This window comes from Caldifarcimen microaerophilum (assembly GCF_055387105.1).
Genome location: NZ_AP038914.1, coordinates 477,088 through 492,683, shown reverse-complemented (window position 1 = coordinate 492,683; position 15,596 = coordinate 477,088). Strand labels below are relative to the sequence as shown.

At 60.3% G+C, this 15,596-nt stretch carries 16 protein-coding genes; 9 read left to right on the top strand and 7 right to left on the bottom strand.

From position 1 onward, the window contains the following. Positions 1 to 2 precede the first annotated feature (2 nt). The 3 genes from ftsZ to AC6HU3_RS02305 all read right to left on the bottom strand — a co-directional run bounded on the left by ftsZ (position 3) and on the right by AC6HU3_RS02305 (position 4,025). Positions 3 to 1,097 carry a cell division protein FtsZ gene (ftsZ, locus tag AC6HU3_RS02315; RefSeq protein WP_497474320.1) on the bottom strand — a complete coding sequence of 365 codons (1,095 nt, stop codon included), beginning with the start codon at positions 1,095 to 1,097 and terminating at the stop codon, positions 3 to 5. A gap of 16 nt (positions 1,098 to 1,113) precedes the next feature. Next, complete coding sequence (locus tag AC6HU3_RS02310; protein WP_497474318.1) at positions 1,114 to 2,382, bottom strand: cell division protein FtsA; 1,269 nt, start codon at positions 2,380 to 2,382, stop codon at positions 1,114 to 1,116. A gap of 134 nt (positions 2,383 to 2,516) precedes the next feature. Continuing rightward, complete coding sequence (locus AC6HU3_RS02305; RefSeq protein ID WP_497474316.1) at positions 2,517 to 4,025, bottom strand: GMC oxidoreductase; 1,509 nt, start codon at positions 4,023 to 4,025, stop codon at positions 2,517 to 2,519. Between the two features lie 189 nt (positions 4,026 to 4,214). On the opposite strand from AC6HU3_RS02305, the gene coxB reads away from it, so the two are divergent. The 6 genes from coxB to cyoE are packed head-to-tail and all read left to right on the top strand — an operon-like array spanning position 4,215 to position 9,324. Further along, positions 4,215 to 5,132 carry a cytochrome c oxidase subunit II gene (gene coxB, locus AC6HU3_RS02300; RefSeq protein WP_497474315.1) on the top strand — a complete coding sequence of 306 codons (918 nt, stop codon included), beginning with the start codon at positions 4,215 to 4,217 and terminating at the stop codon, positions 5,130 to 5,132. Continuing rightward, on the top strand, positions 5,132 to 5,932 hold the full coding sequence (locus tag AC6HU3_RS02295; protein ID WP_497474314.1) for an SCO family protein: 801 nt from the start codon (positions 5,132 to 5,134) through the stop codon (positions 5,930 to 5,932). The genes coxB and AC6HU3_RS02295 overlap by 1 nt, the downstream gene beginning before the upstream one ends. Next, positions 5,919 to 7,547, top strand: a complete 1,629-nt coding sequence (locus AC6HU3_RS02290; protein WP_497474313.1) for a cytochrome c oxidase subunit I — start codon at positions 5,919 to 5,921, stop codon at positions 7,545 to 7,547. The genes AC6HU3_RS02295 and AC6HU3_RS02290 overlap by 14 nt, the downstream gene beginning before the upstream one ends. After that, on the top strand, positions 7,544 to 8,179 hold the full coding sequence (locus AC6HU3_RS02285) for a cytochrome c oxidase subunit 3 family protein (protein WP_497474311.1): 636 nt from the start codon (positions 7,544 to 7,546) through the stop codon (positions 8,177 to 8,179). The genes AC6HU3_RS02290 and AC6HU3_RS02285 overlap by 4 nt, the downstream gene beginning before the upstream one ends. A 12-nt stretch (positions 8,180 to 8,191) precedes the next feature. Next, complete coding sequence (locus AC6HU3_RS02280) at positions 8,192 to 8,503, top strand: cytochrome C oxidase subunit IV family protein (protein WP_497474309.1); 312 nt, start codon at positions 8,192 to 8,194, stop codon at positions 8,501 to 8,503. Beyond that, positions 8,500 to 9,324 carry a heme o synthase gene (gene cyoE, locus AC6HU3_RS02275; RefSeq protein ID WP_497474307.1) on the top strand — a complete coding sequence of 275 codons (825 nt, stop codon included), beginning with the start codon at positions 8,500 to 8,502 and terminating at the stop codon, positions 9,322 to 9,324. Before AC6HU3_RS02280 ends, cyoE begins: the two co-directional genes overlap by 4 nt. On the opposite strand, the gene AC6HU3_RS02270 is transcribed toward cyoE, so the two are convergent. From AC6HU3_RS02270 to AC6HU3_RS02260, 3 genes are read right to left on the bottom strand one after another with little or no spacing between them, the layout of a single operon-like run. Then, positions 9,325 to 10,488, bottom strand: coding sequence for an FtsW/RodA/SpoVE family cell cycle protein (locus tag AC6HU3_RS02270; RefSeq protein ID WP_497474305.1), 1,164 nt, complete (start codon positions 10,486 to 10,488; stop codon positions 9,325 to 9,327). Between the two features lie 24 nt (positions 10,489 to 10,512). After that, positions 10,513 to 11,760, bottom strand: a complete 1,248-nt coding sequence (locus AC6HU3_RS02265; RefSeq protein WP_497474303.1) for a Glu/Leu/Phe/Val family dehydrogenase — start codon at positions 11,758 to 11,760, stop codon at positions 10,513 to 10,515. Positions 11,761 to 11,776: 16 nt separating this feature from the next. After that, complete coding sequence (locus tag AC6HU3_RS02260) at positions 11,777 to 12,724, bottom strand: 3'-5' exoribonuclease YhaM family protein (RefSeq protein WP_497474301.1); 948 nt, start codon at positions 12,722 to 12,724, stop codon at positions 11,777 to 11,779. 81 nt (positions 12,725 to 12,805) lie between these two features. On the opposite strand from AC6HU3_RS02260, the gene AC6HU3_RS02255 reads away from it, so the two are divergent. Next, positions 12,806 to 13,180: a fluoride efflux transporter FluC gene (locus AC6HU3_RS02255; protein WP_497474299.1), complete on the top strand. Its 375-nt coding sequence runs from the start codon at positions 12,806 to 12,808 to the stop codon at positions 13,178 to 13,180. A gap of 2 nt (positions 13,181 to 13,182) precedes the next feature. Next, positions 13,183 to 13,539, top strand: a complete 357-nt coding sequence (locus tag AC6HU3_RS02250) for a DUF190 domain-containing protein (RefSeq protein WP_497474297.1) — start codon at positions 13,183 to 13,185, stop codon at positions 13,537 to 13,539. On the opposite strand, the gene AC6HU3_RS02245 is transcribed toward AC6HU3_RS02250, so the two are convergent. Beyond that, on the bottom strand, positions 13,524 to 14,273 hold the full coding sequence (locus tag AC6HU3_RS02245; RefSeq protein WP_497474296.1) for a YwiC-like family protein: 750 nt from the start codon (positions 14,271 to 14,273) through the stop codon (positions 13,524 to 13,526). The genes AC6HU3_RS02250 and AC6HU3_RS02245 overlap by 16 nt on opposite strands. Before the next feature lie 612 nt (positions 14,274 to 14,885). Here AC6HU3_RS02245 and AC6HU3_RS02240 point away from each other — a divergent pair. Next, the gene (locus AC6HU3_RS02240; RefSeq protein ID WP_497474294.1) at positions 14,886 to 15,554 is read left to right on the top strand and encodes a transposase; all 669 of its coding nucleotides are present in this window, start codon (positions 14,886 to 14,888) and stop codon (positions 15,552 to 15,554) included. The last annotated feature ends 42 nt before the right edge of the window (positions 15,555 to 15,596 follow it).

Here is a 15,596-nt window from a genome sequence, read left to right as displayed (position 1 = left end):
CCTCACTCCTGAATCCGGCGGATATACGGTGGAATGTCGCGCCGCTCCCTCCTCCAGGTGGGGAAAATGTCACGGGAATCCCGGGGATGACGGGGAGCGGGGCGGGAAAGACGGCTCCGTCGGGAGGGTGGGGGCAGCTCTTCCGAAATTCCCGAGACCACAAGGGTGATCTGGATTTTGTTGCCCAGGCCTTCATGTTGCGCCATGCCATAGGCGGTGAGAGGCTCGTATCCATCCGGATCCACTTCTTCCATCACGTATTCCATGATGGATTCGATTTCCCGTGTATCGGGTTCGTCCTCATCAAACAGGATGTTGACCAGGATGTTCCGTGCCCCCTGGATGGACATGTCGTCCAGGAGAGGGCTTTTGAGGGCTTTCTCCACGGCCTGGATGGCGCGGTCCTGTCCCTCGGCATAGCCGATGCCCATGAGGGCCCGTCCCCCTTCTTCCAGAACGGTCCGGACATCCTGAAAGTCCACGTTGATCACCCCGGCCCGTGCGATGATGTCCACAATACCCTTGACCGAACGGAAGACCACCATGCTCCCTTCTTTCAGGGCCTGGGTGAATTTTTTCTGTTCGGCAAGTTCGGTCAGGCGATCGTTGCGGAGGATGATATAGCTGTCCACGTACTGTTTGATCTCTTCAAGGGATTCCTCGGCCACCCGACGACGATAGGCGCCTTCGCCTCTCCAGGGCAAAACCAGCATGGCCAGGGTGAGGATTTCGGGATGTCGCTCCGAAAGGGCCCGTGCCAGCACGGGAAGGGCACCGGAGCCCGTTCCACCGCCCAGGCCGGCAACAAGAAAGACCATGTGGGCATCTTCCAGCTCGGCGAGCACGTCATCCAGCGACTCCTCCATGGCTTTGGCGCCGAGCTCGGGCCGCATGCCGGCCCCCAGGCCGTGGGTCACGTTGGGTCCGAGAACGATTTTCTTGGGAGATTGAATCTTGTTCAGGTCCTGCATGTCCGTGTTGAGAGCGAGCAGATCCGCTCCCTGCACGCCAAACTCGACCAGGTGGTCGATGGTGTTGCCGCCACATCCCCCCACCCCGACCACAACGACGCGGGGCACCCCGAAACCCTTGTCCATCCTCTCACCTCCCGGATCAAACGATTTTTAATTTCTCCAAGAGCTGCGACCAGAATGTACGTAAACGGGTGGGAAACCCCATCCCGTTGGTGGTGGATGCAAGAACCGGGCGCGCCCGGCGTTCGCGAGCCCGCCAGAGGGCAATCCCGAGAAGGGGGAACAGCCCGGGATTTTCCAGAAAGTCCTCCCGTTCACCCGGAGGCACATCCCGGATGATCTGAATCACCTCTTCGGGAGGCGTGGGGGGGATCCGTACCTGTTTGCCCCACAGCTCTTCAATAAGGGCGTCAATGCCGTGAAGGAGGAGGAACGTTCCGTTCATCACCACGGCATGGGCAAAGTCCAGCCAGTTTCGTCCCACATCCGGGTCATGAAGGAAGGTTTTCTCCAGATCCGACAGCATGTCCCATGCCACCTGATGAAGCACCTCGATCAGCTCTCGCCTCGGAATGGCAAACACCTGATCCCCCACCGTGATCTCGATTTTGCTGGGGACGCCCACATGCCCGGCGTCATAGAGCTCCCCATAGGTTTTCAGGACTTCCCGGGCCGCATCCAGGGGAATGTGGAACGTGTCCGCAATGCTTCGCACAAAGTCCTTCCACCCTCCGCTGTAGGAGAAAAACCGGATGGGTTGTCTCTCAAACCACACCACCCCGTCCATCACCGACTCCCCCGTCTCCAGCACGAGAACCCCTGCGTCCTTCTCCGCCTCAGTCACCACCCAGTGGGATGTGCCAAAGGATCGAAGATGGAAGTCGTGGTAATGGATGCCGGCACTTCGGAGGAGTTGACGCAAATTGGTGACGAACGTGCTGTGGGCGAGCAGAAGGTGCCCGCGAACCGTCAGGTGGGAGGCCCGCATGCCCAGGGGAGACTGAACGCGGTGATGCTCGTTGCTGTTCAGGATATAGAACATGGGGTAGAACTGGATTTTCTCCATCTGGGTCCCGAAGGCATGCCCCCTCCGCCGGGGAGACAGCTGGGCCTGCCGGTGGGCTTCCTCAATGTGCCGCCGTGTGATTTCACCCCGGGGGACTTCAGCGGATCCCTCCACGTCTTCATATTCGATTTCCCCGGAGATCAGGATGGTGGCTTCCTGCGGAAGGCTCCGGGAAGAGAGGGACAGACCGTCAAGCAGACGGAGCAGGCCCTCACGGGCCGCTTCCATATCGGTGATCATCCCTCGACGGAACCCCCGCGCAGGGACCTCCGCATGTTTCCGGATGGTGAGCCCACCCAGATCCAGCGTGGCGACAATACCCCGCCACGGGTCATCCGACAAATCGAGAACAAGGAGAATATCCCCCTTCAGCGGCGGCCTCCTTTTGCATTATCCCCGAAAGGATACACCATGCCCACAAGAATGTCAAGGTAGGGCAGGGGCTCGGTGTCGAAGCCGTGGCGATCCCGGTCTCCTCAACCCCGACGTTCAGGGGTTTCCAGCCGGGCATGATGGGCGCCGTGTTCGGCGAGGGCGGTGATGGTGAGAGAAGGGTTCACCCCCGGATTGGCCGGAATGACCGAGCCGTCCATGATCCAGAAGTTGGGGAGGGTGGGAAGGCGCAACCGGGCATCCACCACCTTTCCCATGGGGGCACCCCCCAGGATATGGGCGGTGGTGGGGATGTCCAGAAGGCTTTCGGTGAAGAGCACAAAGGGCATGCCGCCCACGATTTGGGCATACATCCGGGCAAGGTCCCGGGCCTCTTTCAGGCGGGTGGTGGGAGGATCGCCCGTTTCCACACGGGTTACCAGGCGATTTCCCCGCAGATCCAGGGCCAGGGTGGCATCCCCTTCCACGCGCATGTAGAGAAGGATCACAAACCGCTCCCCCCACGGCCAGGGCCACAGACTCCGGAAAAACGCACGGGGCCACAGGAGGGGCCAGAACAGGGCAAGGCCCAGGCGTCTCAGAAAGGGACCTTCGGCAAGGGGTGCCCCCAGAAGGCGCCAGAAACCGGACGTGCGGGTGTAGCGAACCGCCTCCATATGCCGGTCGTCCCCGAGTTTCAAAATGGAACCGATGGCCACGCCCTCGGAGAAATCCCCCATTCCCGGCCGGGTCATGATGCCGATGAGGCTTTCGGAATTGGTCCGCACGTTGCGTCCCACCTCGGGAGGAAGGGGATAGCCCTCCCGTTTCATGGCCAGAAGAAGTTGGACAGTTCCCAGCACGCCGGCGGCCAGAACCACCCCGCGGGTGCATATCACCTCTTCTCCGCGGGGCGTTTTCACATGGAGGGCATACCCTTCCCGACCTTCTCTCACAGGGCGGATGGCCCGCACCTCGTGCCGGGGGAGAATGCGCACGCCCCGTTGCTGGGCAAGGTAGAGATAGTTGGCGTCCAGCGTGTTTTTCGCCCCATACCGGCACCCCAGCATGCACCCTCCGCAGAACACGCACACCGTTCGGTCTTTGCCCACCACGGGCTGACCGAAGGAAAGGCCCACATGGGTTGTGCGGTAGGCATCTTCTCGCCCAAGCCTCCGGGCAAGTTCCCGGAGGGCGTGATCAGCCGGTCCTTCATGGGGAGTGGGTGCAGCGCCCAGCATCCTCCGGGCCGTGGCATAATGGGGGCGGAGCACCTCTGCCCAGTTGTCCAGGTCCCGCCAGGCGGGATGGCGGAAGAAGGGGAGGGAAGGTTCTTCCAGAACGGCCGCATACACAAGGGATCCGCCCCCCACCCCGACCCCGGACAGCACGGTCACGTGACGGAAAAAGTGAAGGGCGAAGGGACCATGAAAGCCCAGTCGGGGCATCCACAACCACCGGGGCAGGTTCCAGTTGCTCTCGGGGAAATCTTCCTCCTGAAAGGCCCGGCCCTTTTCCAGGACAACCACCCGGTAGCCTTTTTCCGCAAAGCGGAGGGCGGCCACCGATCCCCCGAACCCGGAACCCACAACGGCGATGTCTGCATTGAACATGGAGAAAGAATAGAGAACCCCTGCGGGCATTTCAAGCACGGGTCAATCACGGTCAGGTGCAATTTTGAGACACCTGCGCCACCCCACATTTTCCATGGGGCATCTCTTGACATTTCTCACCGCCCTCTGGACAATACGTCCCACAAATGAGATTTTTGATGCAAGGTTGAGACACAGGGAGGTCTGTCCATGCTGCCGGAGGCTGCTTCAACCTTTGCACCCGCGGTGGACCGGGTGTTCTGGGTGATTTTTGGCCTGAGCGCCTTCTTCTTCCTCTTGATCGTTGCCCTGCTTGTTGTGTTCGTGCTCCGGTATCGGAACAACCCGGAGATCCTTCCCGCCTTTGAGAGTGTCCAGCTTGAGATTGCCTGGACGGTGATCCCATTCATCCTGGTTGTGGGCATTTTCTATCTGGGATGGAAGGCGTTTGCCCTTCAGCGTGCGGTGCCTTCGCAGGCCTTTGAACTTCAGGTGAACGCCCGCCAGTGGCTCTGGGAATTCCGTACCCCCGACGGCCAGGTTTCCGTGAACCGGGTGGTCATTCCCGCCGACACGCCTGTCAAAGTGATCCTTTCCTCATCGGACGTGATTCACTCGTTCTATGTCCCTGCTTTCCGGGTGAAGATGGACGCCGTGCCCGGGCGCTACACCTATGCCTGGTTCCGGGCCAACCCCGGGACCTACACCGTGTACTGCGCCGAATACTGCGGTGCAGCACACTCGCGCATGCTGGCCACCCTGGAGGTGGTCCCCAAAGAGGAGTATGATAGGCGGAAAAGCCAGGGAACAGCGGTTCCCGCCGCAGCGACTTCACAGGATCCGGTGGCGTTCGGTCAAGCCCTTTTTGAAGCCAAGGGCTGCAACGCCTGCCATTCGGTGGACGGCACACCCGGCGTGGGTCCTTCGCTCAAGGGGGTGTTCGGTCATAACGTCCGCCTGGCTGACGGACGGGAAGTGGTCGCCGACGAAAACTATATCCGGAACTCCATCCTGAATCCCGCGGCCGATGTGGTGGAAGGCTTCAATCCCGTGATGCCGCCCTTTGCGGGCCTTCTTTCCGAAGAAGAACTGAGCGCCCTGATCGCATATATCAAAAGCCTGAAGTGATGATTGCTATCCTTTTCGCCTTTGGCGCCGTCCAGTCGCCCTCTCCAGGCCTTCCCAACCAGACGCCCGCGGATCTCCAGGAGCTTGAGGTCCAGGAACACCTGGGAGAGCAGATTCCCCTGGACGTGAAACTTGTGAACGACGCGGGGGAAGCCTTCACCGTGGAGTCGTTTCTGCGAGACGGCAAACCGGTGGTGCTCTCCTTCGCCTATTACTCCTGCACCATGCTCTGCCCCATGATTCTCGATGGAATCGCCGACGCCCTGCGGGGGATGGACCTGAAAGCCGGGAAAGATTTTCGCCTCCTCACGGTGAGTTTTGACCCGGGAGACACCCCCGAAAAAGCAAGGGAGGCGAGCAAAACCTATCGCCACGGGATTGTGTCCCGGGAGGCCTGGCGGTTTGCGGTGGGGGATTCCGGTGAGATCCGGAGGCTCGCGGATGCCGTCGGGTTCCCTTACCGGAAGGTTCAGGACGATCCCGTCATGTTTGCCCACCCCGCCGTGATCATGGTCCTCACGCCGGATGGCGTGATCTCCCGGTATTTTTATGGGGTGAACTTCAACCCCCGCGACCTGAAACTCGCCCTTCTGGAAGCGGGAGAAGGCAAAATCGGGAGCATCACCGATCGGGTGCTTCTTTATTGCTACCGGTATGATCCCCAGACGGGGAAATACACCCTTCTGGCCGTGCGGGTGATGCAGCTTGCCGGCCTCCTGACCACCCTCCTGGTGGGGGTGATGCTGGGCATGTTCTGGATTCGGGAAAAACGAAGGAGGTTTCACCATGGCGGTGCGTGAACACCACGCAAGCTTTTATGAAGAGGGAGGAAAGGGTCTCCGGTCCTGGCTTCTCACCCTGGACCACAAACGGATCGGCATCCTCTATCTGGTCTCCATCCTGACCATGTTTTTCCTTGCCGGCGTCCTGGCGCTCCTCATCCGGACCGAACTCCTCGCCCCCGGAAAAACCATCATGGACGCCGAGACGTACAACCGGGTCTTCACCCTTCACGGGGCCCTGATGATCTTCACCGTGATCATTCCGGCCATTCCCGCCACCCTCGGAAACTTTCTGCTTCCCATCATGCTCGGCGCCAAAGACGTGGCCTTTCCCCGTCTGAACCTGGCCAGCTGGTATTTCTATATGGCGGGGACCCTGCTCATGATGCTCACCCTTCTGGGTGGGGCGGTGGACACGGGGTGGACCTTTTATGCCCCCTACAGCATCCTCACGAAAAACACCGTCGTGGTGGTGCTTCTGGGAGCCTTCCTCCTGGGCATGTCCTCCATCTTCACCGGGATGAACTTCATTGTCACCATCCACCGCCTTCGGGTCCCCGGTCTGACCTGGAATCGCCTTCCCCTTTTCATCTGGGCCCTCTATGCCACGAGCATCATCCAGGTTCTGGCCACGCCGGTGGTGGGGATCACCCTGCTCCTCATCGGCCTTGAGCGGATCCTGCACATCGGGATCTTCAACCCGGCCATGGGCGGAGACCCTGTGCTCTTTCAGCACTTTTTCTGGTTTTATTCTCATCCCGCCGTGTACATCATGATTCTCCCGGCCATGGGCGTGATGTCGGAGGTGGTGACCGTGCATTCTCGCCGGCCCATTTTTGGGTACTGGGCCATCGCCTTTTCCAGCATGGCCATTGCCGCCATTTCCTTCCTGGTGTGGGGTCACCACATGTTCGTGAGCGGGATGTCCGAACTGGCGGGCATCATCTTCTCGTTTCTGACCTTCTTTGTGGCCATCCCCACGGCCATCAAGGTGTTCAGCTGGACCATGACCCTCTATCGGGGTCAGATCCGCCTGCGCACCCCCATGCTCTATGCCCTCAACTTCATTCTTCTCTTCACCATCGGGGGACTCACCGGCCTTTTCCTGGGCTCGCTGGCGACGGACGTCCACCTTCACGACACCTACTTCGTGGTGGCCCATTTCCACTACACCATGATGGGCGGGGTGCTCACCGGTTTTCTGGCCGGCCTGTTCCACTGGTGGCCCAAGATGACCGGCAAACTCTACAGCGAACGCTGGGGGCAGATCGGAGCCGTTCTGTATTTCCTGGGCTTTAACCTGACCTACATTCCGCAATTTATCATGGGGTCCCGGGGCATGCCCCGGCGCTACTGGGACTATCTCCCCGAATTCCAGGGGCTTCACCAGCTTTCCACCCTCGGGTCCTATGTGCTCGCCCTCGGACTGTTTGTTTCCCTCGGTGTGATTCTCCACTCCCTTTTCCGGGGACGGAAATCGCCGGCCAACCCCTGGGGTGGACTCACCCTGGAATGGAAGACGTCCTCTCCCCCGCCCCTTCACAACTTCCACGAACCCGTGAAGGTGGAACACGGGCCGTACGCGTATGATAAAATTCACGTGAAGGGAGAAGTTGAGGAGGTGGTCGCATGAGCACGGCCGAGCACATCCAGGCGCTGGTGGCGGAAAAGGAAGAGCTTGCCGGATACAGCGGCGCCAAGTTCGGGATGTGGCTTTTCCTCATCACCGAGCTTATGCTCTTTGCCGTTCTCTTCACGGCCTACGGCGTGTTCCGGGCCCTGCATCTGGACGCCTTTCACCATGCCCACCGGGAACTCAATCTGACGCTGGGAACGATCAACACGGTCATTCTGATCACGAGCAGTTTCACCATGGCTCTGGCGGTGGGTGCCGCTCAGCGGGGCAAACGGGGACTCACCACCCTGTTCCTGTCCGCTACCCTGTTGTTTGGAATCGCGTTTCTTTTCGTGAAAGCTGTCGAGTATGGGGCGAAGATCCATCACGGACTCTATCCCGGTGGTCCCGCCTTCATGGCATTGCCGGATGGGGAAAAGCTCTTCTTCGGTCTCTATTTCGCCATGACGGGTCTTCACGCCCTGCACGTGTATGCCGGCATCCTGGTGGTGTTCTGGCTTCTGGTGCGCAACCTCATGGGACACTTCTCCCGCGAATATTTCGCACCGGTGGAGATCGGTGGGCTCTACTGGCACCTGGTGGACCTGATCTGGATCTATCTCTTCCCGCTGCTCTATCTTGTGGGATAAAGGAGGACGGCCATGCTCCACGACAAACCCCATGCCCATGTCACCCCCTGGTGGGTGTACGGCGCCGTGTATGGGGCGCTCCTGGTGCTCACCTGGATCACTGTCGCCGTGGCGCAGGTCAACCTGGGCGCCTGGAACGTGATCGTGGCGGTGGGTATCGCGACGGTGAAGGCGGCGCTGGTGGCCCTCTTTTTCATGCATCTTCTGTATGAAAGCAAGCTGACCTGGAGTTACCTGGGCCTCACGCTGTTCGCCATCGCCCTCCTTCTCGGGCTCTCCCTTCTGGATGCCTGGGCCATTTTCCTTCGACACGGGGGCGCATGAGGACCCTTCGGCTCTATCTTGAACTCGCCAAAATCCGGATCGTGTTTCTGGTCCTGTGGACGGTGGGGATCGGCTATCGGATGGGTGGGGGAACGTTCGTTGAGGGGGTGCTCACGGTGCTGGGGGTGGGCCTTGCGGCGGCAGGGGCGGCGATGCTCAACCACTGGATGGATCGGGACGTGGACGCCCGGATGCCCCGCACCCGCAATCGTCCCATCCCTTCGGGGCGGGTTCGACCCCGGACCGTCTTTCTCATGGGAACCCTGCATGTTCTCGCAGGCCTTGCGCTGTTAACCCCTATTTCCTGGACCGTCGTGGGGCTTACGGCTCTCACGGTGATCCTGTATACCCCCGTGTACACCTGGCACAAGCGCCGGAGTCCCTACAGCACGGTGGTGGGGAGCCTGATCGGAGCCCTTCCCCCCGCCATCGGTGCGGTGGCTTCCCGGGGCACGTGGGGGCTTGAAGCCACCCTTCTGTTTGCCCTTCTCTTCCTCTGGCAGCCCGCGCATTTCTGGGCCCTTGCCCGGATGAAGGCAAAGGATTACGGTCAGGCGGAAATCCCCGTCCTCCCCCGAACCCACGGGGCGTTCTGGACGGATCTGCTCACCCTGCTGTATGCCGCCTCCCTTCTCCCGGTGGTGGCCCTGTTCTCCCTCACCGGCCGGGCGCCCCTCTGGGGTATCCTCTGGGCGTGGGGGTTGACGCTGGGATTTGTGGGGGTGTGTGGGGGGGTGCTGTTCAGAAGAACCCGTCCGCACCTGGTCTTTCGCTATTCCACCCTGTATCTCCTGGGTGTGCTTCTGCCCTTTTCTTTCTGATCACTTTTTCCAGGTCGCCCGGAAGTGGGCCTGGGCGATGCCCAGGAGGGCGAATTCTGCAAGAAGATGGCTTCCCCCGTAACTCATGAAGGGGAGGGGAAGGCCCGCCACCGGAAACACCCGGAGGTTCATGGCCAGATTGAACCCCGCGTGGAGGAAAAAGAAACCGGCGATTCCCAGCACCACGAGCTGATCCCGTGGGTCCGGGAGTGCACTGCCCCAGGCGATCAGATTACCGATCAGGAGACCGAAGAGGAGAAACACCACCACGCCTCCCACGAACCCCCATTCCTCGGCAAATGCGGAAAACACGAAGTCCGTGTGGGCGGCGGGGAGGAAGCGGAGGGCCTTCTGGGTTCCCTTGCCGTACCCCTTGCCCCAGAGTCCTCCGGATCCCACGGCGATTTCGGCCTGATAGGCCTGCCAGGATGCCCGCGGATTTTCAGGCCGGAAAAACCGGACGATCCGCTCCCGTTGATAGGGTTTCAACGCCCGGTTCCACACAATGGGCGTGAGGACGCCCCCGAGCACCATGAGGGACGCATAGAACAGCCAGTACCCCCGCCCCAGGGAGGCCGTCAGAATCAAAAGACTCCCGGCCCCCAGGAGGACCCAGAAGAACCAGGGGATCACCACGGTGATGAGCAGCAGAGGCAGGCTCACGGCAAGGAGAAGAAAGCGCAGGGAAAGTCCGGCCAGGAAGGTCTGGATAAAGGCGATGAGCCCGATCACGCCGGCGGTGGCCAGGTCGGGCTCCACGGCCACCAGGATGCTGGCCGCACCCACCAGCGCACCCCCCCGGAGCAGGTTTTCAAGATACAGGGGATAGGCCACGTGGGGGAACAGGAGGGTGAGGATCACCTTCATCCCCTCGGAAGGCTGATAGGTGAATACCCCCAGATCCAGCCACCGGTGGACGGGACCTTTGCCGACGGCGAGAACCGCAAAGAGGAGGAGAAGGTGCAGCACGTATCCGGCCCAGGCAAGCCGAACGAGGGTTCGGGGGGAGAGATTCCGGACGAGGCCATAGGCGAGTAGCCCCACACCCAGCCACACGCCCTGGCGGAGGGCAAGGGACGGGGCGATGGCGTTCAGGGTGAGAAGCCCCAGCCCGGACAGGGCCAGGGCACAGAAGAGGAGAAGAGCTTCCTGAAGCCGGAGCATGGAACGCCACCGCCCCTCATGGACTCATGGGTAAATCCCACGGATCTTGATGGCCTGAACCACCCGCTCAATGGCCAGGACATAAGCGGCCAGCCGCGGATGCACCTTCAGGGTATCCACCTTATCAAAGACCTCGTGAAAGGCCCGTTCCATCACCTTACGGAGCTCTTCCCGCACCCGGTTGTGATCCCAGAAGAAGGAATAGAGGTCCTGCACCCACTCAAAATAGGACACGGTCACCCCCCCGGCGTTGGCCAGGATGTCGGGAAGGACCAGAATGCCGCGATCGTGCAGAATCCGATCCGCTTCCGGTGTGGTGGGACCGTTGGCGGCTTCCACCACCACCTTGGCCTGAATCTTGTCGGCGTTTTCCTTCGTGATCTGGTTTTCCAGAGCCGCCGGGATCAGGATGTCGCAGTCCAGCTCCAGGACATCCGCCGGCCCCACTTTCTCTCCGTCCTCATAGGCCACCACAGTCCGTTCTTTTCGCTTCACCTCCAGCAGCCGCTGGACATCCAGACCTTTGGGATTGACCACACCCCCGCGGGAGTCACTCACCGCCACGATCCGTGCCCCGGCTTCCGAGAAAATCCTTGCTGCAAACTGTCCCGCGTTGCCAAAGCCCTGGATGGAGACCCGTGCGCCTTCCAGGGGGACGTTGAGGCGTTTTAGAGCCTCCAGCGTGACATAGAAGGATCCCAGAGCCGTGGCTTCAATGCGGCCTTTCGATCCGCCGATCTCCACGGGTTTGCCGGTGACCACACCGGGGACGGAATAGCCCTTGTGCATGGAATAGGTGTCCATGATCCAGGCCATCACCTGGGGGTTGGTGTTCACGTCGGGGGCGGGGATGTCCCGTTCCGGCCCGATCAGGATGGAGATCTCCGTGGCAAACCGGCGGGTGAGGCGCTCCAGTTCCCGTTCGCTCAGGGTGTGGGGGTCCACCCGTACCCCGCCTTTGGCTCCACCAAAGGGAATGTTCACCACCGCGGTTTTCCAGGTCATCCACATGGCCAGGGCCCGCACCTCATCCAGGTTCACATCCGGGGCATACCGGATCCCGCCCTTCGCAGGGCCCCGGGCGATGTTGTGCTGAACCCGGTAGCCGGTGAACACCTCCACCCGCCCGTCGTCCATCTGGACCGGAAAGTGGACGATGAGTTCCCGTTTGGGGTGGGAGAGAATTTTGCGGAAGCCTTCTTCCAGACCCATGAAATCCGCCGCCTCAAAAAACTGCGCCCTTGCAACATCCCAGGGATTCAGGGTGCTCATGATAACCCTCCTGTTTTTAATAATCCCGAAAGACCTGTTTCCGCAGGCCCTCCTGCCACACCCAGGCGCCCTCCTCCTCGCTTTCCCGGGCCTGACGGAACATCCAGGCTTTGGCGTCCAGATTGTCCAGAAAGTGGAGGACCTGGGCCTCATAGGTGTGAGGTTCCACCGGTGAGCCCCAGGCTTTTTCTCCGTGGTGGGCCAGGATCATGTGGAGGAGGGCCAGGCGGAGGTTGTCGGGAAACTCCACGCCGCGGTTTCGAAGTTCCTCAATCGCTTGATTCACCCGCTCATACCCCAGAATGATGTGACCGAGGAGCCGTCCCTGATCCGTGTAATCGATCACCGGGAAATACGTCAATTCGTCAATTTTTCCGAGATCGTGCAGGATCACGCCGGCCAGGAGAAGGTCGCGCCGAACATCCGGATGGGTTTGGGCATAGGCATCGGCCAGGGCCAGGAGGCTCACCACATGCTCCAGCAGGCCGCCGAGATAGGCGTGATGAAACTTTTTGGCCGCAGGGGCTTTGCGGAATTTCTCCCAGATATCCTGGCGTTCCTCAAAGAGATAGCGAAGAAGGTGGCGCAGCGGAGGATCCTCCACGCTGTGGAGAAACCGGAAAAACGTCTGTTCCAGTTCCTGGATGTCCGCCGGTGTGACCGGGACCAGATCGGCGAGGGTATAGAATTCCAGAAGGGAAAAGTCGCGAATTTTAATCCTGCGTTGATCCGGTTGATAGAACCCCCGAATGGCATACACCCGGCCCGGGACGAGTTCCTTCACCCGGTGGGCGAGGTCTTCAAACACATAGGCCTGAATTTGACCGGTGGCGTCGGACAGGGTGAGGAGCCAGTACGCCTGCTGAGGGCCCTGTCGGGGTTCCACCTGAAGCAGGGCGAAATACGTTTCAACCTCTCGTGCTGTCCGACCGGAAACCAGGTCTGCAACGAAAACCTTGGGCATATACTCAATGTTCCAGTGTGAGAGAGGAATCATCAAGCACCCCCTTCAGATGGTTCGCGGTGGGGGATCTATCATAGGCCCATGATGGACGTGATCTGGGTGGGTGCCGGAGGGTTTCTCGGTGCGGTGGCACGATGGGTGGTCACCGGGTGGTTCCACGGCGATTTCCCCTGGGGAACCGTGGCGGTCAACCTTGGGGGATCGCTGGTGATGGGGGCGGTGATGGAGGCGTTTGTGAGCGAGGTGATCGCCCTTCCCGTGCCCGCCCGCCTGTTTTTCCTGGTGGGGTTTCTGGGCTCCTTCACCACCTTTTCCACCTTTTCACTGGAGGCGGTGCGACTCCTTGAATCCCGGACGTGGCCGGCGTTCTTTCTTTACGCCTCCCAGGTGCTTCTCGGGCCCCTGATGGTGATTCTGGGTATGGTCATGGTCCGCGTTCTGCTCCTCAGGAGGTGAACATGAGAGGGATTGAAGGCGAGGGGGTTCTCGTGCGGATTTTCTTCGGGGAACAGGATCGGTATCACGGGAAACCCCTGTATCAGGCGCTGGTGGAGCGTCTGCGGCAGGAAGGTGTTGCGGGGGCGACCGTCTTTCGGGGCATCATGGGCTACGGTGCCCACAGCGTTCTCCACACCCTCCATGTGCTTCGCCTGTCCACCGATCTTCCCATCGTGGTGGAGGTGGTGGACACAGAAGAAAAAATCCAGCAGATCCTCCCCATTCTGGATGAGATGATTCCCGAAGGGCTCGTGACGATGGAGAAGGTCCGGGTGATCCACTACCGGGCGGGCGACCGGTCTCAGAAGGGGCGGTAGAGCAGGATCCACCCCACGAGAAATACGCTGGTGTAGGCGGTTTCCATCCACCCCAGTCTCCGGAACTCCCGCCGGGTGGTGGGGGGGCGCCACATGCGGGCGAGAAACGTTTTTCCGAGCAGCAGAATGGCAAGAAAGAGCGCCGTTCCCGGGGGATACACGGCCAACGCGATCAGGGTGGCAAGCACGGAAAACCCCGCAAGTGTTTTCATCTGCCCCCGCCCTCCCCGGGAGGCGGCGAGATGACGCACGAACAGCACCCCCTCTTCCGCCACCAGACCAAACCCCAGCGCGATCCAGAACGCTTCCAGCCAGGGGCGTCCGCCCAGGTGGAGGACAAAGGCCAGCATCAGTCCGAGCCCGGCCACCCCGAGGCTTTCGGCCGCCAGGCTCCTTGAGGCGGTTTGGGCCTGGAACCATCCGTCCAGGGCGAGCAGGAAAATGAGTCCCCAGATGACCGGCATCACGTCCGGGCGGAGTACGGCAAGGCTGCCCACCAGGATGCCCCCACCGGCCAGTGCAAAAAACCAGTCCTGGGGCCGATCCCCCCGGAGGATCATCTGACGCTGGATTTCCCGGAAGAAGGGCATGAACACCACCAGAAGAAGACCGCTCCACCAGGCAGGGCCGTGATGCACGGCCAGCACGCTGCCCAGGACCACCACCTGGAGGGTCATCACCACCAGGCCGTGCTCTTTGGGACGATACCGGTTCCACCAGTTGCGAATGGACATGGTGTGCCTCCGATCAACTGAACGGTCGGTCAATACGATACAGGGAAACCATCGAACGTTCCTTCCTGACCTCCGGACAAGAGTTCGGACAGGGGCGAAAGGGAGGTGGGGATCCTCCGGGGGAAAGCTGTATACTTTCCCTGCTGAACAAGAAACAACGAAAAGAAAGGAGGATCCCCATGAGGAAGTTTATACCCCTGAAGTCGTTCATGCAAGTTCTTTTTCCGGATCCTCGCTTTGCAGAACGAGCAACGGAAATCGGATATGCTCTCCTGGACGCCCGGTCACTCCGGATCTCTTCCATGGCTCGCAAGATGAAAGGCGTTTCTGAAAGCGCCGCGTATAAGCGTATCCAGCGCTTCCTCGAACATTTTAATCCCCATGAAACCCTCTGGAGGCTTTTCCCCGAAACCGCTCCCTTCGTGATCGCTGACGTCACCGAAATCGAAAGACCCCAGGCCCGCAAGACAGAATACGTCGGAACCCTGAAAGATGGCAAAACCCGCGGCTTCTGGCTCCTCGTTCTCGCCGCCCCTCTGCGAGGACGCGCCATCCCCTTTGCCATGACCACCTTCTCTTCAAGAACCTTCAAAGATACGGGAAGCTCACGAAATGCCGTCCACATCCAGACGCTTCTTTCCTGGAAGGTTCTCTGGAAATCGTCCCCTTGTGATGGACCGGGAATTCAGCTATACGACTCTCCTGCGCCATCTGCGGGAAGCGGGGATGAATTTCGTGATCCGCTTGAGAATGGGATCCCGTCCTCCGGTTTTTCTGGACGCCGAGGGACGAAAGGTCCATCTCACATGTCCTGTTGGAGAAAAAGTGGTCTTTCGGGGGCTGCGATACCGTGGGGAAGTGGAGGTCAACGTTATCGGGGTGTGGGAGTGGGGCCAGAAGGAACCCCTGTGGCTGATGACCACACTGGAGCCTGAAGAAGCGCTGCGGTTGTACCGCAGGCGGATGGAGATTGAGGAATCGTTCCGGGACATGAAAAGCCTGCTGGGGTTGGGAGATGTGATGAGCAAGAAACAAGCGGTGATGGAAAAGCTGGTAGGATTTATGCTCCTGGTCTACGGCATTGTGCTGCTTCTTGGAGGAGAGGTGCGTCAGGAACTTCTCCGTCGTACAGGCTCTGCAAGATGGAAACGCTTCTCCGGGCCTTTTGTCCTGCTTGAGAAGAAATGGCGATTGCCACCCAAAGAATGGAGATCCTTGATTCAACGTGTCCACCACACGTTCATCCAATCCCTCTTCCCGGGTGTCCGAACTCATGGGTGAACTTCAGTCCTTCACCTTGATGGGACGGGGGAAAATGCCTAT

Bases quoted from the DNA above. Each gene is read 5' to 3' on its own strand.
- AC6HU3_RS02305 (WP_497474316.1), bottom strand. From the start codon at position 4,025: ATGTTCAATGCAGACATCGCCGTTGTGGGTTCCGGGTTCGGGGGATCG.
- AC6HU3_RS02285 (WP_497474311.1), top strand. From the start codon at position 7,544: ATGAGCACGGCCGAGCACATCCAGGCGCTGGTGGCGGAAAAGGAAGAG.
- AC6HU3_RS02290 (WP_497474313.1), top strand. From the start codon at position 5,919: ATGGCGGTGCGTGAACACCACGCAAGCTTTTATGAAGAGGGAGGAAAG.
- AC6HU3_RS02260 (WP_497474301.1), bottom strand. From the start codon at position 12,724: ATGCCCAAGGTTTTCGTTGCAGACCTGGTTTCCGGTCGGACAGCACGA.
- AC6HU3_RS02265 (WP_497474303.1), bottom strand. From the start codon at position 11,760: ATGAGCACCCTGAATCCCTGGGATGTTGCAAGGGCGCAGTTTTTTGAG.
- AC6HU3_RS02255 (WP_497474299.1), top strand. From the start codon at position 12,806: ATGATGGACGTGATCTGGGTGGGTGCCGGAGGGTTTCTCGGTGCGGTG.
- AC6HU3_RS02280 (WP_497474309.1), top strand. From the start codon at position 8,192: ATGCTCCACGACAAACCCCATGCCCATGTCACCCCCTGGTGGGTGTAC.
- AC6HU3_RS02250 (WP_497474297.1), top strand. From the start codon at position 13,183: ATGAGAGGGATTGAAGGCGAGGGGGTTCTCGTGCGGATTTTCTTCGGG.
- AC6HU3_RS02245 (WP_497474296.1), bottom strand. From the start codon at position 14,273: ATGTCCATTCGCAACTGGTGGAACCGGTATCGTCCCAAAGAGCACGGC.
- AC6HU3_RS02240 (WP_497474294.1), top strand. From the start codon at position 14,886: ATGCCGTCCACATCCAGACGCTTCTTTCCTGGAAGGTTCTCTGGAAAT.
- AC6HU3_RS02295 (WP_497474314.1), top strand. From the start codon at position 5,132: ATGATTGCTATCCTTTTCGCCTTTGGCGCCGTCCAGTCGCCCTCTCCA.
- coxB (WP_497474315.1), top strand. From the start codon at position 4,215: ATGCTGCCGGAGGCTGCTTCAACCTTTGCACCCGCGGTGGACCGGGTG.
- ftsZ (WP_497474320.1), bottom strand. From the start codon at position 1,097: ATGGACAAGGGTTTCGGGGTGCCCCGCGTCGTTGTGGTCGGGGTGGGG.
- AC6HU3_RS02270 (WP_497474305.1), bottom strand. From the start codon at position 10,488: ATGCTCCGGCTTCAGGAAGCTCTTCTCCTCTTCTGTGCCCTGGCCCTG.
- cyoE (WP_497474307.1), top strand. From the start codon at position 8,500: ATGAGGACCCTTCGGCTCTATCTTGAACTCGCCAAAATCCGGATCGTG.